Genomic DNA, 13,703 nt, shown 5'->3' on the forward strand with positions numbered 1-13,703 from the left:
AGAGAGGGGTGCGCTACTCCTAACAACAGCAACCAAAAGCCACGGTCATACAGACGGGGCTTGCCATGCCACAACACCCATGCTGTACAGCAGAGAAGGTGGCAGAAATGGCGGCAGTGTTGATGAAGCGTTTCACGGCAACTTGTTTTTATATGGTCAGGACTTGGCACCGTTTCGGATCATCCGATGGTTGCCGGCGCTTCGTCGAGCCTGTCTCTCCACGCCTCTGTATAAAAACAATCCTTTTGGGGGTAAAGAATTGATACTGCAAAGGTAGTGGCGGAAATTTTATACTTCCAAATTTATTTATTATTGCCTACTACAAGGAAGTGCCGCCTTCTGTTTTGGTGGCAGCATCTTGGTGGCCTTTTGTACCGGTAAATCTTGCTGTCAGACACAGGAAGCCCAATTATTAGTTCCTCCAGGGAATATGTACTTCGTTATAAGGCACTACTAGCTAATAGCGGATTAGCAGCTAAATGTGGTATTTCAATAACTTAAAACAACTAGGTCAGAGGGTAGAATCAATGCATCAAGCATTAGGACGCACCCGGCGAAGTGCCGTTTGCAGGATTTCTCGTACCTGTGGCTCTGCGTTAGTAGCTAGTAGTAGCCCACCGTAAAGCACCGTCAGCACCACTGAGCGTAGCAGCATCGTAACCAGCAACGAATGCATGAACGGCACCAACCACGCCACAACGCCCGCAGTAGCAGCCAGTAGCAGAATCAGCGGCACGCGCTTGTCGAAGGGCTGTAGCCCGAAATTGTGCCAGACAAACCAGGTACGTGCGATGTTGATGACCACCAACGAAACCGCAGCGGCCACTGCTGCCCCCGTTAGGCCCATACGCGGAATCAACAGCAAGTTCATAAGCACCGTAGCCAAAGCCAGCGACACGTTGAAAATCAAATCGTAACGGTAGCGCGGCGACGTAACGACAATGAGCCCATTGAGGCCGGTTATGCCGTCGAAGAGCCGGCCCGCCAACAGGATAAACACGGCGGTGGTGCCGGCAGCGTAGGCTGGTTTCATTTGACCAAATATGAAATCCAAATTCAGCGCGATGCCGAGTGCTAGATAGCAGCCAAGCACAGTGTTTAGGCGGGTGGTGCGCTGGTAGAAGTCGGCCATGCGAGGGAGGTCGTTGTTTTTCCAATACTCGGCTAGCAGCGGAAACGCAATCTTGTAGAGGGCACGAAACGGCAAAACCAGCGCCGTACTAATGAAAAAAGCGGTGCTGTAAATGCCCACCGCTTGCAAATCCAGCTTGGCACCTACCATCAGCGAGTCGATACTGGATATTACTACGCCCGACACGTTGCCTAACAGCGCAAACGCCCCGAAGCCAAGCATCTCGCGCAGCGGGCGCACCCGCAATACCGCCGATGTAGGTTGCAAGTGCAACTCGCCAATGGAAGCCGTGTAGACTGTCAGCAGCAAAGCAATGCCCCCAAGTGCGCCCACGTACCAGAGCACATAGCCGTGGAAATCAAGGTAACTACCAGCAAACAAGAGTGCCCCGGCCGTAACGAGCAGCCGCAAAACGATTTCCTGCGTGAAGGAAGAGAAAGCCGTGTGATACAGGGCTTTGAGGTAGGCGTCCTGTAGATTGATCAGCAAGACAAACAGGGTCAAAACCAGTCCCCAGGTGTAGTAGCGGCCTAGTAGCGTTGCGTCATCAAGGTACCAGTGCAGAACCAGGGGCCGGCCTAGCAGATATAATACCGTGATTAAAACAAAACCTAGCAGCGGCACTCCTAACAGAAACGGCAGGAACCCATGGTGCCCACTTTCTGGCTTGCGGAAATACGGGAAAAACCGCACGCCCATGTTGCCAAATCCAAACGCCGACACCTGCGCAAACATGGTAGCCAGCGCCATTAGCACGCTGGTTAAGCCTATCTGTTTCGGCTCTAGCACCTTCGGCAGCACCAACACCGTGTTCACAAAGCCTAGGCCCAAGCCCGCGTAAGAAATAATGGTATTGCGCAGCCCCTGCCGCTGAACTATGCCCAAAACAATAAGAAGCTAGAAGTTGGGAGACAGAAGACAGAAAGAAGAAAATGACTCCTAGCTTCTGTTTCCTAGCTCCTGTAAAATGTCCCGGCCGTTGACGAAGGCGGTATTGCGGCTGCGAAGGTACTGCATCAACTCGGCGAACTGGCGCGGACCGGTCGTTTCGTTAGCTGGGTCGAAGTGGTCGTTGTGCCAAAGCAGGGTGCAGACGCCGCCAAACCGCTCGATTTCCTGAAACATGGGCAGTAGAGCCGGCAGAATTTCGTGGGGAGCTAACTGCAAGTAGTTGGGGTGATGCAGCGTAGCGTCCATCACGTTGAGCGGAATTTCAAGGAAAGTACAAGCCCTGCCCTGCGTAAAATCGAAAGGACGGAAGGGCAGGCAATAAGAATTGCGAAAGCCGAAGTGTTCGGCAAAGCCCAAGGTAGAATCGTAGGCGAAACCAGCTTCTACTACTACTGCCGGCGTGCGGCGCGGTTCCCAACTTAGGTAGTGGAATCGGTTGCCGGATGCAGAAGCGGGCATTTGTGCTTGCTCGCGCACCAAGTGCTGCTGGTCAACGGAAGTGCCAATGCTTCCGTGAACTGCCACTTCCCCCCCGTGTTTTACAAGCGCCTTGAAACGCCACTGCAGCGCTGTTGCCGCTAATTTATAATCCGCATTGGGTGTGCCATTGCTCGCACGGCGGTGCTCGGGCAGCAAAAAGAACGTGCTCTTAGCATCATACCCCGCTACGGTTTTCTGCACTAACTCCAAGTTGTCCCAAGTATCCGACTTGAGAAAACGCTGCCATAGAAGTTTCCCAAATCTTAGCAAGTTGCCACGGTGTAAAGCAGCTTTGGCAGGCGCTTTCCAGGCGCTGTGTAACGCGTCTATGTCGTGGGTGATGAACGTTGCAAAGGGCGCCTCATTAATCCAGCGGCGCGGTTGCAATGATTGACCTGCTACGTGCTCAATGGCCGTCTTCAGGATATCAAAATAGTAATTCACTACCGGTACTGCCACAAAGCCATAGCGGTGCTGCACGCTGGCGGTGTAAGGAAAACGACCGTGCTGGTCTCGCTCGTTCGAGAAATATTCCTGCCAACCGCTGAGCAAGTAAAAAGCTGCCGAAATCAGGTCGGCATTGATTCGGGCGCGGTTAGCTGGTAAGAGCTCAAGTAACGGCTGCTCCGGATTTAAGTCGAAAAAAACTGGCAGCACCTGGTCTTGCCATTCGCGTGAAGTAGGAGTGGGGGGGTACGGGTTCTGGCGAGAGAAAAAGTCGCCGGCACCATCAACTATTTCTACCTGCGGCTGTTGGTGGGCATACCCAATAGAAACTTCGGGTACCTCTGCATATGCCTGCCGAAAATGACGCAGCACATACGCTAGCCGGGCTTCGGTAGAAATAGGGGCACTAGTTGGTAGAGGTGGAAGCATAAGGAAATCGTCGCTAACGCACCTGTTTGACTGGCAGGTAGCACAAGCTACAGCTTACGCCATAGTTTTCAGCCACTCCTCCAACAGCCGTGCCGCCCGTTCACGGCTATGCCCCTCGTCGGGAGTGCCCAGAGTGGCGTTGTAATAAATGGCGCGGCGGTAAATGTCAATGGGTTTGTGAAGTGTATATTTTGCGAGCAATGCAGCTAGCTCGGGCAACGTATTCGCTCTTTCTATCAGGTTGTGCGCCACATAGCCATAATAGTCATCGGTGTGAGTGTGGGTATTGAACCGATAATAAAAGCTGACCACGTTCAGCAAGGTGGCTTCGAGGTGGGTACTGGTGTCGGCGGCAATAAGAGCATCTTGTTTGGTTAGAAACTCGAATACGCTTTCCTGTTTGGCGTTGGAAAACAGCAACTGTGGATGCTGCGCCTGCAGAAAATTAAAGTCTCGCGTATCGCTAGGGTGGGCCCGGAAGGTAAAGGCGAGGTCTGGGAACTTCGATACCAGATAGGTGAGAGTTGTCGTCAGGGCCTCGGTTTCGTCGTGCACGTTGCAAGCCAGCCCTACGCGCTGCACATTGGGGCGCTGGTTCTTGGTCTGTAGAAACTGATCAGCTTTCGGCATCCCCACTAATTCTACCCAACCTTCTATAGGGCCGCACTGCCGGTATTTGTCTAGCGCATCCTGGCCTTCAAGCAAGCTTAAATCAAAACCAAGTGGCGGAAAGTTGGTGCTCACACTAGCGTGCTGTACGTAAGCAGTAGGTACGCCTTCGGCACGACAAGCTAAAAGCAGCGCACGAGTATCATCATTGTGGTCATTAGCAAACACAACGGCCCGTGGCTGGTAGTACCGAAGCGCCCGGCGGTACACTTCGTAGTAGCCAACAGCACTGAAAACCAAATCAAAAAACCGCCAGGCACGTCGTCCTTCTGTACGCATCAGGCCTACCAGTGCCAACGGGAATTGCCAGTAATACAAGATTTTCCGACGGAGAGAAAGTCGGTTTACCGCCGCGTTGTAACGCCCAATTTGTTTGCTTTGGCCTGCCACCACTACCGCGCTAGGTAGCGTTTGACGCAGGAAATCCAGCGCCTCATAGTTGTTCTGACTGACTACATATAGCCACACCTTGCCATTGAGCGCATCAGGGTTGCGGATGGGCTGAAATACGTTCCCTACTAAGCGCACCGTCAAGTACCCTAGTGCTTTCAGTAGGCGCTTGGCGGGGTTAGCTGGAGATATATTACGTAAAACCCGTGTTGAAAGAGAAGCAAATAGGTCTGTGAAGCGCAGTTGCAGGATGTCGCGCAGGCGGGCGGTGAACGTAGGAGGAACAGTGGGCATGCGCGGCTGCTTAAAGCGCGTCCCAGGTAAGCGGGGTACCCGCAGACAACGTTTGCCGGGCGGGTTTGCCAAGCAACTGATCATAGTAGCGCGGCGGCAGTCCGTCGCCGGGCCGCACTACTCGGAGGTTGTCTTTGGTAAAGACCTCACCCGCTTGAATATCTTGAGCCACATAGAGGGAGCGTTTGTAAAGGCGGCTTTTTTCTTCGGCACGCTGTACGCCGTACTGAATCTGCCCTAGTGCCTGCCAGGCTCGTTCCGTTTCGGTAACCAAGCTAGCTACCTCCTCTGGCTCCAAGGAAAAAGCGGAGTCTACGCCGCCGTCGGCCCGGCGTAGCGTCACGTGCTTTTCTACTACGCAAGCGCCAAGCGCTACGGCTGCTACCGCGGCTCCAACGCCCGCCGTATGATCTGAAAGGCCCACGAGGCAGTCGGAAAAGAGCTGTTGGAAGTGCGGAATAGTGCGCAGATTAGTGTTTTGGGGAGTGGCCGGGTACGTGCTGGTGCACTTCAAAAGCACTACATCACGGCATCCTGCTTCACGCAATACTTGTACTGCCTCCGCTACCTCCGCTAATGTGCTGGCTCCCGTGCTCATAATAACGGGTTTGCCGGTGGCAGCTACTTTGCGCAACAAGGGCCAATCGGTGTTTTCGAAGGAAGCTATTTTGTACGCCGGCACGTCCAGCGTTTCCAGAAAATCGACGGCCGTTTCATCGAAAGGGGAACTAAATGCCAGCATGCCGTGCTGGCGTGCTCGCTCAAACAATGGTTGGTGCCACTCCCAGGGCGTGTGCGCTTCCTGATATAGTTCGTGTAACTCCCGGCCATACCACAACGAATTAGGGTCGTCGATACGGTAGGCGCCGGGAAGCGTCATGGTATCGGCGGTATACGTTTGGAGCTTAATAGCATGGGCTCCGGCCGCGGCCATGGCATCTACGATGGCTAAGCCCCGGTTCAGATCTTGATTGTGGTTGCCGCTAAGTTCGGCAATGATGAGCGGCGGCTGGTTGGGGCCAATAAGACGAGAGCCAAGTTGCATAGCAAAGAGAAAAAACGCACGGAACGAGTTCTAAAAGTACTGCTCATTAGTGAAATCAGATGGCATGTACTCAACAGGCTCAGGAGCGGGACTTCCTAAACTTTGCACTTGAGCTTGCAACTGCAGATCTTCCTCGAAACGCGAAATGCGTTGAATTACCTGTGCTGTCAGCACAGCAGAAGCTATACCTAGTAGGTTGGCAAAAAAACTAAACCATGTACTACTCTGTAATTCGACGATTGTCTCGGCACTAAATGCTCTGCGACCTGAAATGTTACCAACCACACTATCAAATACATGCACGAACCACCATATCCGCAGTAGGGTGTGGGGCTGCACACTACCCACTGATTGCAATTGCGTGCTGCGCCACACTTCGCGCGTAATGGTGTAAGGTCGAAGCAAGTTGATAAAGGGTACAAACCACGCTCCGGCTGCCCAGCCATCAGAATACTCTGTATCAAGACCCGCTAACTTAAGATTAACGTAAGCCCGCCGTAGCCAGCGAATAAGTACTACAAAACCCGCTGTCAGGAGAACCAGCGTTACAAATCCCATAGCACCTTGACCAAAGTCCAATAGGCTGTCAAGTGTAGAAGGCTCTTCGGCGCCGTGACTCAACCGGTTGACATAGAGTAGATCTAGAATGGCGGCACCTAGGGCGCCACTGGCAATAACATAATGAATAACAATAGCCTGCTGGGCCCGTTGGGCATTGTCGCGTAACATGGAAAAAAGGAAAATAACGGATTAAAAAAGTGAAGCTAGATTCGAAAATTACTATAAATAGAACTAATAAGATGCCGCTTCCCAAGAAAAAGTAACAGAGTTGGGTGAGGTAGTAAGAGGCGCCAATAGCTGATGAAACCCGGCCCGTTCAAATGCTTTGATAGAAGCCGTATTGTGCTGCTGCACATGCCCAAGTACTTGCCGTACTGCTGGGAACGTTTGTGCCAAATAGCGTGTGCCAGCCAGCAATAGCACTGGCGCCAAGCGCCGACCACGGTACGCCGGATCAAGCAGGTAGCTGAGCGTGGCCTTTTCCTCGGCTATTTGAAAACGGATAAGTCCTATTGGGCTATTATGAACTGGATCTTCTGCTAGCAGTACCAAACTGTGTGGATCTGTGAGCCGGGCTGCAAACCACTGTTCGTGTTCGGTCCGTGCTACGGGCGCAGGACTGAAGGAATATTGCCGGACGGTTGGGTCGTTGGTCCAGCTAAAGAGCTGGCCGGAATCTGCGGCGGTTGCTGGGCGCAGGTAAAACGGTGGTGGTGGTAGCTGAAGTGCTCGGAACTCTTGTCGCAGCCGCACGGGGGCAAGACCATCAAATACGCGTCGTTGCTGTTGCCGAAACTGTGCAGCTAACTTGCCGGCGTCGAGTGCGGTCAGGGCATTAGAAGTGCTAGAATAGGGTATCCCAAGTCCAGCAGACAGCAGAAACAGATTGATATCGTGCTGATTATCGGCTATTGGCAACAACAGCAACAGGCCACCGCCGGCTGCACAATATTCGTAGCTGACCGTGCTTGGGGAGCATACGGCCGCTCCACAGCAGCGCATCAGCTCCACCAATTCATCGGCCGAAAGATTACGATGCAATGTTAGGCGAGGCTGTTGGCTAGCCCAGATATGCAGCTCTTCCCAACCGCTGTAAGCGCTGCCCACCACCGCGTGTACCTGCTGTACTGCTGGCAACGCGAACAAAGTTGTCGCTACGTGTCGTGTCTGATGAGTCGGGTCGGCACCTCCTAGGCATACTAGTACCGTGGCGGGAGTAGCATTGGAAGCTGGGAGGAAAGCCGCTTCGCGGAAAGCAGCTCGCAAGGGTGCGTAAGCAGGGCCAGCCAATAAGCGTGCACCTGGCTGACGCAATTCATACTGGCTGGCTTTTACGCCGCCCGCTGGATTCAGCACCAAGTCGGCGGCTAATGGAAAGCTATGCAAGTCATCCACGAAAATCAGATGCGATGCTGCGCCGCGTAGGGTATGCTGATACGAATACGTGAAGCTATATCCATCCAGCACCAACACGTCGGTGGAGTGTACTATGTGGCGCACCAGCCAGGCCGCTTCCTCGGCTAGTGGCTGAGCAGGCAAGGCCAGTACCCGACAGCCAATAGCAGCAAGTTGATGCTGTAGCTCTTGGTCTGGTTCCCGTATCAGAAACAGGCATTCTGCCACTTCTTCGCGCAGAATCTCTGCTAAGGCCAGTAGCCGCATCACGTGGCCTAACCCAATGCGAGAGTTACCATCGGCACGCAGCAGTAGGCGGGGAAGCGGCATCTTATACCTTTTTTTGTTCGATGTGGGCGTTCAATGCCACTAATTCGGGATGCTGTTCCAGCAAGGCTATTAAGGCATCAGTTGGCAAATCAGACGCTCGATACTCTTCAATCAACGTCTTGATCAGTTGAAAATCTTCAACTGTGTCAACTGTAAGCCGGTAAGCACTGCAATTTTCAGCCCGGATGACGTGCTGAAACCGTACCCGGCCAGAACGATTCTGGTGGATATACGGCGTTACATGCTCTCGGTCGGTGGGCAAGGTGGCCTGCTGAAAAGCCTCTTCCAGCAATTCTCGGGAGAATATTTCAAAATCGAGGCCCCGCGGAAAAGTGCGCTCCAGCACATTAGACAGGTAAAGCCGCGAATCATTGACGCGCAAATATTCCTGCACGCTATCAGCAATCAGTTTCCCGTCCAGTAGCGGACAGTCTGATGTCACGCGTACAATAACGTCAAGATTGTGTGTAGCGGCGCAGTACTGGTAGCGGGCCAATACATCATGTTCATCACCACGGGTGTAGGGCAGGTGCTGTGCGGTAGCAAAGTCAGCTAGCGGGTCGTCGGTGGCATTAACTGTAATAGCCAAATACAGGGGCAACATACTTTGCTGGGCTCGCGCCACGTGATAGTGCAGCAGAGGCAAGCCGTCAACAGGTAATAGAACCTTACCTGGCAGCCGAGTGCTTGTCATGCGGGCCTGCGAGATGATGCCAACTTTCTTCACCACGTCAAGTAAGGATTAATGGATGAGCTGCTATCGTACAGTTAATCTTGCTGCTGCTCAACAAACTCCTGAATGCACGCTACTACATAGTCCTGCTCCTGGTCGGTAAGACTAGGAAAGAGCGGAATGCTCAGGCAATGCGCATAGTAGTTTTCGGCCAGTGGGAAGGTGCCTGGCATCCAGCCCAGCTGCTGATAATACGGCATGGTATGGACCGGAATGTAATGCACTTGAGCAAAAATCTGATGTTGCCGCAGAAAGTTGTAAAGCTTTTTGCGGTCCTCTACTTGGATCACATATAGATGGTAGGCATGGCCTATAGCACCCGCTAGCGGTCTTACTCCGGGCATTTCAGCGAAAGCAGCATCATATTGCCTGGCTAATTGACGACGGCGGGTTAGACCCACGTCGGCGCGGCTCAACTGGCTGATACCAAGAGCGCAAAGCATGTCGGGCATTCGATAATTGTAACCCAGTTCTTGCATTTCCATGTACCAGCCGCCGTCGTGGCGCTCCATCTGAGCGGGGTCCTTCGTGATGCCGTGCGTGCGAAGTTTCAAAAGCTCTTGGTAGAGGTCTTCACGGTTGGTGGTAATCATTCCGCCTTCGCCGGTAGCAATATGCTTAACTGGATGGAAGCTGAAAATGGCTAAGTCCGCATATCGGCCGTTGCCGCAGCGTTGGTTTTGCCCTTCTGAATCAATGAAAAAACCGCCCGGAGCGTGACAAGAGTCTTCGATAATCCAGAGCCCAAACTCATTAGCCAGCGCCCGTGCTTCTTCCATATCAACGGGCAGCCCAGCGAAGTCCACTGGAATCAGACCATGAAAGTATCCCTTCGGATGGCTTTCCAACAGCTGCCGCACAGCCTTTAGGTCAATGAGGGCAGTAGTAGGATCAATGTCAGCAAAATGAACTTCACCACCGCAGTAGCGGACGCAATTGGCTGAGGCGGCGAAGGTGATAGGTGTCGTAATAACACGCTGGCCAGGCTGCACGTTTAAAGCCAGCGCGCACAGATGCAGGGCGGCCGTTCCGTTGCTGACGGCCACGGCGTAACGAGCACCTACATAACTAGCAAACTGCTGCTCAAACTCCGCTACTTTGGGCCCCTGCGTCAGATAGTCAGACCGCAGCGTATCGGTTACGGCCTCCACGTCAGCATCGGTGATAAACTGTCGGCCGTAAGGCAGGGGGCGAGTAGGCTGGAAAGAAGAAGTACTCATAGGGAATACCGGAGGTGCGTGGCGGGGCAGAGTGCTTGATATATACTGTAAACTGTCGAGTGAAGGTTTTTGCCTCTTGGTTTACACATGATGCAGCTTTTCTATTCGAAAATTTAATTTATTGCTGCTTGTACTAAACTTAGCAAGCAACCTTAATACGTGAATTGACTTTGCTGCTTCTCCAACAAAAACCAGGTTATATCATCTTGTGGAAAAGCCTGGTCGCGCTTATAACAGAATCCATAATCAACCAACTTCAAGTCGGTATATTTATCAAGCATTTCTCCCGCAAAATCTCGCTTAAATAAACGGTCATTGTGGCCTCTATAGGTAATAGTTACTGGACTGGGATTATAATACTCGCAAATTAAAATATACTTACTACTGGACTGGTATAGCTTCTCATAGACTTCGGGAAGAATATCCGGGTTTATGTGGATCAAGACCCCTTTTATTAAAGAAACGTTGAATTTGCTTTTGGTCTCGTAATCAAGTATGGAGCCATTATATACGTTGTTTTCTCCAATAACGCTTGTTAATTCTGTTGCTGCTTGCTGATTTATTTCAATACCAAATAAATTGATAGAAGGAAATAAAAGTTTTATAGCTTTTAAATTCATTCCAATATTAGCTCCAAATTCAATCAAAGAACTTGGCTTTTCAATTTGACTGAAGCACTTCGAAAAGAAGTTTAGGTTCGATGCCAAATATTCTTCGCTTTTATTTCTACCAATATAGTCGTTGCCAAAATCTCCGGCCCAAAATTTCTCTTGCTCAGTTTTGAATGTCATTGTTAAAAGCTTTTGATATTCGACTTAGATGATTAAATGTGCGCATCTATAGTCATGGTATTTACAAGAGAACGTGCATAAGCAGAGAAGAATTAGCGCGAAACGAGAAGCTGTTTTATTGTTATTAATGAATAACAAAATCACGCTTTAGAAAAAAGCATGAAACGGGGAACGCTGTACTGCGCTAAAGTGCAAGTGAGTAAGCACCCAAGAGAAACGTGGTTCGGCGGAGCTACACGGCAAAATTAGCATCAACGTGCAGCCGGATTTCCTCTCGAATCTCCTCGGCTGATAGCCAATGGTCGTTGTTGGCTGAATCATAGTGGAAGCCTAACGGCACCCGCTGGCCACCAAAATGGGCAATGAAATTGTCGATGCTCCAGTTGGGAGTGGAAGGCAGAATAACGTAATACTTATCGAGCTCCACTGTACTCAGGGCGTCGGTTGAGGTAATCATTTCCTCGTGTAGTTTTTCGCCAGGGCGTATGCCTACGATTTCCTGTTGGCAGTTCGGGCCAATGGCTTGCGCTACTTCGGTGATTTTGTAGCTCGGAATTTTGGGCACGAAAATCTCGCCACCCCAGGCGTGTTCCAGTGCATAAAGCACTAAATCAACGCCTTCCTCCAGCGAAATGTTGAAGCGCGTCATGTCAGGGTGAGTAATGGGGAGCACGCCGGTTTGACGTCGTTGTAAGAAGAACGGAACCACCGATCCGCGCGAGCCAATTACGTTGCCGTAGCGTACCACCGAAAAGCGTAGGTCGCGGGCACCCTTCATGTTGTTGGCTGCCACAAACAGCTTGTCGGAGCAAAGCTTGGTGGCGCCGTAAAGGTTGATGGGTGCAGCTGCCTTATCAGTGCTCAACGCTACCACTTCCTTCACGCCGCAATCAAGGGCGGCATTAATTACGTTTTCGGCCCCAAAAATATTGGTTTTGATGCATTCCATGGGGTTGTACTCAGCCGCTGGCACCTGCTTGAGCGCTGCGGCATGCACGATAACATCCACGCCTTCGCAGGCCCGTTTCAACCGCTCGCCATCCCGCACATCGCCAATGAAATAACGGATAGCGGGGTATTGCGCTTGTGGGAACGTCTGAGACATTTCGTATTGCTTCAGTTCATCACGCGAGTACACTACCAACCGCCGGACCTGCGGGAATTTGTCGAAGACGGTTTGTACGAACTGCTTGCCGAATGAACCGGTGCCGCCAGTTACCAGAATAGACTTATGATTGAGGTCGAGGGCCATTGAAGGAAAGAGAGGGGTAAGGAAGGTAGATGCGCCGGAACCGTGGGCAATGCGGTTTGCAAAGGTAAGGGTACTTGGGTTGTGCGGAAAGCATCCAGCAAACAAGCACTACAGCCCTGTAGAGCTTGCACATACTTGCTGCTTGGCCCTAGTACGTCACTTTAGAAGGCTTACCAACTGTTCTGTGAGGGCGCGGCGGGAATAGCGGGTATGACTGAGGGCCGGCAGATCGAGGTTGGGGTTGACGCGCCACTGTGCCACAAGGGATTCTAGGTACTCAAGCATAGCCTCGTAAGCGTCATAGGGCCAAGCGCGCCCGGCGCCGCATTCCTGAAGCAGGTTATCGGCGTCGGAGCCGGTGGGACCCACGCAAATAATAGGCTTGTTGGCAGCTAAGTACTCGAACACCTTGCCAGGCAAAATGCCAAAGTTGTGCGGTACATCCGGAATGGCCATGAGTAATACTGTGGACCGCAGCAAGTAGCCCACCGATTCGTCGTGTGGCACAAAGGGCAATAGCTCTGTCACTTCCAGCAGACCATTGTCAGTCAACTGTTGGCGCACACCGTCCGCTACTTTGCCCACAAAACGTAAGCGCAACGGCACTTCGGGGTGGCGGCGGATGCACTCCGCCACGGCGCCCAACAACAGCTCGATGTGGTACGTCTCGGATATGGTGCCCGTATGCGTGATAAGCAACGCTTCCGCGGAAGGAGAGGAGGGGAGTCGGAAGTCACTTTCATCGTAGCCATTCGGCAGAACGTGGAATTTGCTGTCTTTCAACTTCGCCGATTTGCCGAGAAACAACCGTTTGGTATCGGCACTGGTGGTTAGCACAATGTCGGCCTGTTCCAGCACTTGTCGTTCATATCGGGCATTCAGCCAGCGAGCCAGGGCGGTTTGGTTGAGTTCAGCGCGGTAATAGATGTCGGTCCAAGGATCGCGCAAATCGGCCAGCCAGTGCAAGCCGTAGCGGCGCTTCAGTTCCAGCCCAATGAGCTGTGAGGAATGCGGTGGCGAACTGGTAAGTACAGCGTCGAATTCCTCCCCTTGAGCAAATAAGTCGGCCACGGCTTGTAGCACATGGGCGTTCCAGCCGCGCCGCGCATCCGGGATAAACAGGTTGCCCCGTACGAACTTAAAAAGCTGCTGGGTGAAGCTGGTTTTGCTTTCGTTGGCGAATCCGCCATAAGGAATTTGTTGTCTTCCGGTTAGCTTTTTATAGCTCCCAAAAGGCTCGGAAGTGCTGGTCCTAATAACGCGGACGCCGGCCGGTATCTCGGCGGCCAGCGAATGGTCGAGCACCGGGTACGCTCCTTGTGCAGGGTCTACGGTAAGTACCGTCGGCTCAACCCCAAGGGCTGGCAGGTGCTTTACAAACTTCAGGCTTCGTTGGACACCCGCACCACCAGAAGGAGGCCAGTAGTAGGTGACAACGAGCAAACGGAGCGGACGAGCAGCAGACACAAGCAAACAAATAACGAGAAGAAGCGCGAAGGTACACAGACGCGGCCTTTTGGGGTTTTCTGGTTACTTTTGAAGGCTAGACTCGTTTCCTTTTAGGTAAGGACGGCTATAGCTGCG

General features: G+C 52.3%; 11 protein-coding genes and 1 riboswitch. All 11 genes read right to left on the reverse strand.

The window, feature by feature from the left end; genetic code table 11:
• Positions 1–145: 145 nt before the first annotated feature.
• Positions 146–237: riboswitch (SAM riboswitch) on the reverse strand.
• A 295-nt stretch (positions 238–532) separates the two neighbouring features.
• The 11 genes from MTX78_RS09120 to MTX78_RS09170 all read right to left on the reverse strand — a co-directional run bounded on the left by MTX78_RS09120 (position 533) and on the right by MTX78_RS09170 (position 13,586).
• Entirely contained in the window at positions 533–2,017 is a 1,485-nt protein-coding gene (locus MTX78_RS09120) for a lipopolysaccharide biosynthesis protein (protein ID WP_243801908.1), read from the reverse strand.
• A 54-nt stretch (positions 2,018–2,071) separates the two neighbouring features.
• Positions 2,072–3,439, reverse strand: a complete 1,368-nt coding sequence (locus MTX78_RS09125) for a DUF7033 domain-containing protein (protein WP_243801910.1) — start codon at positions 3,437–3,439, stop codon at positions 2,072–2,074.
• 54 nt (positions 3,440–3,493) lie between these two features.
• Entirely contained in the window at positions 3,494–4,792 is a 1,299-nt protein-coding gene (locus MTX78_RS09130) for a hypothetical protein (RefSeq protein ID WP_243801912.1), read from the reverse strand.
• Positions 4,793–4,802: 10 nt separating this feature from the next.
• Positions 4,803–5,837, reverse strand: coding sequence for a pseudaminic acid synthase (pseI, locus tag MTX78_RS09135; protein ID WP_243801913.1), 1,035 nt, complete (start codon positions 5,835–5,837; stop codon positions 4,803–4,805).
• Positions 5,838–5,867: 30 nt separating this feature from the next.
• Positions 5,868–6,566 (reverse strand): DUF4328 domain-containing protein, encoded by a 699-nt coding sequence (locus MTX78_RS09140; protein ID WP_243801915.1) that lies wholly within the window; start codon positions 6,564–6,566, stop codon positions 5,868–5,870.
• Positions 6,567–6,629: 63 nt separating this feature from the next.
• Positions 6,630–8,123, reverse strand: a complete 1,494-nt coding sequence (pseG, locus tag MTX78_RS09145; RefSeq protein ID WP_243801917.1) for a UDP-2,4-diacetamido-2,4,6-trideoxy-beta-L-altropyranose hydrolase — start codon at positions 8,121–8,123, stop codon at positions 6,630–6,632.
• Position 8,124: 1 nt separating this feature from the next.
• Entirely contained in the window at positions 8,125–8,853 is a 729-nt protein-coding gene (locus MTX78_RS09150) for a glycosyltransferase family protein (protein WP_243801919.1), read from the reverse strand.
• A gap of 38 nt (positions 8,854–8,891) precedes the next feature.
• Positions 8,892–10,076: a UDP-4-amino-4,6-dideoxy-N-acetyl-beta-L-altrosamine transaminase gene (pseC, locus tag MTX78_RS09155; protein WP_243801920.1), complete on the reverse strand. Its 1,185-nt coding sequence runs from the start codon at positions 10,074–10,076 to the stop codon at positions 8,892–8,894.
• Positions 10,077–10,228: 152 nt separating this feature from the next.
• Positions 10,229–10,867 carry a pseudaminic acid biosynthesis-associated methylase gene (locus MTX78_RS09160; protein ID WP_243801922.1) on the reverse strand — a complete coding sequence of 213 codons (639 nt, stop codon included), beginning with the start codon at positions 10,865–10,867 and terminating at the stop codon, positions 10,229–10,231.
• 232 nt (positions 10,868–11,099) lie between these two features.
• Positions 11,100–12,119: a UDP-N-acetylglucosamine 4,6-dehydratase (inverting) gene (pseB, locus tag MTX78_RS09165; protein WP_243801924.1), complete on the reverse strand. Its 1,020-nt coding sequence runs from the start codon at positions 12,117–12,119 to the stop codon at positions 11,100–11,102.
• Positions 12,120–12,275: 156 nt separating this feature from the next.
• Positions 12,276–13,586, reverse strand: coding sequence for a glycosyltransferase family 4 protein (locus MTX78_RS09170; protein ID WP_243801926.1), 1,311 nt, complete (start codon positions 13,584–13,586; stop codon positions 12,276–12,278).
• Positions 13,587–13,703: the final 117 nt, after the last annotated feature.

This window comes from Hymenobacter tibetensis, from assembly GCF_022827545.1.
In the GTDB taxonomy this organism is placed as follows: Bacteria; Bacteroidota; Bacteroidia; order Cytophagales; family Hymenobacteraceae; genus Hymenobacter; species Hymenobacter tibetensis.

Bases quoted from the DNA above. Each gene is read 5' to 3' on its own strand.
- pseI (WP_243801913.1), bottom strand. From the start codon at position 5,837: ATGCAACTTGGCTCTCGTCTTATTGGCCCCAACCAGCCGCCGCTCATC.
- pseG (WP_243801917.1), bottom strand. From the start codon at position 8,123: ATGCCGCTTCCCCGCCTACTGCTGCGTGCCGATGGTAACTCTCGCATT.
- pseB (WP_243801924.1), bottom strand. From the start codon at position 12,119: ATGGCCCTCGACCTCAATCATAAGTCTATTCTGGTAACTGGCGGCACC.
- MTX78_RS09130 (WP_243801912.1), bottom strand. From the start codon at position 4,792: ATGCCCACTGTTCCTCCTACGTTCACCGCCCGCCTGCGCGACATCCTG.
- MTX78_RS09140 (WP_243801915.1), bottom strand. From the start codon at position 6,566: ATGTTACGCGACAATGCCCAACGGGCCCAGCAGGCTATTGTTATTCAT.
- MTX78_RS09125 (WP_243801910.1), bottom strand. From the start codon at position 3,439: ATGCTTCCACCTCTACCAACTAGTGCCCCTATTTCTACCGAAGCCCGG.
- MTX78_RS09160 (WP_243801922.1), bottom strand. From the start codon at position 10,867: ATGACATTCAAAACTGAGCAAGAGAAATTTTGGGCCGGAGATTTTGGC.
- pseC (WP_243801920.1), bottom strand. From the start codon at position 10,076: ATGAGTACTTCTTCTTTCCAGCCTACTCGCCCCCTGCCTTACGGCCGA.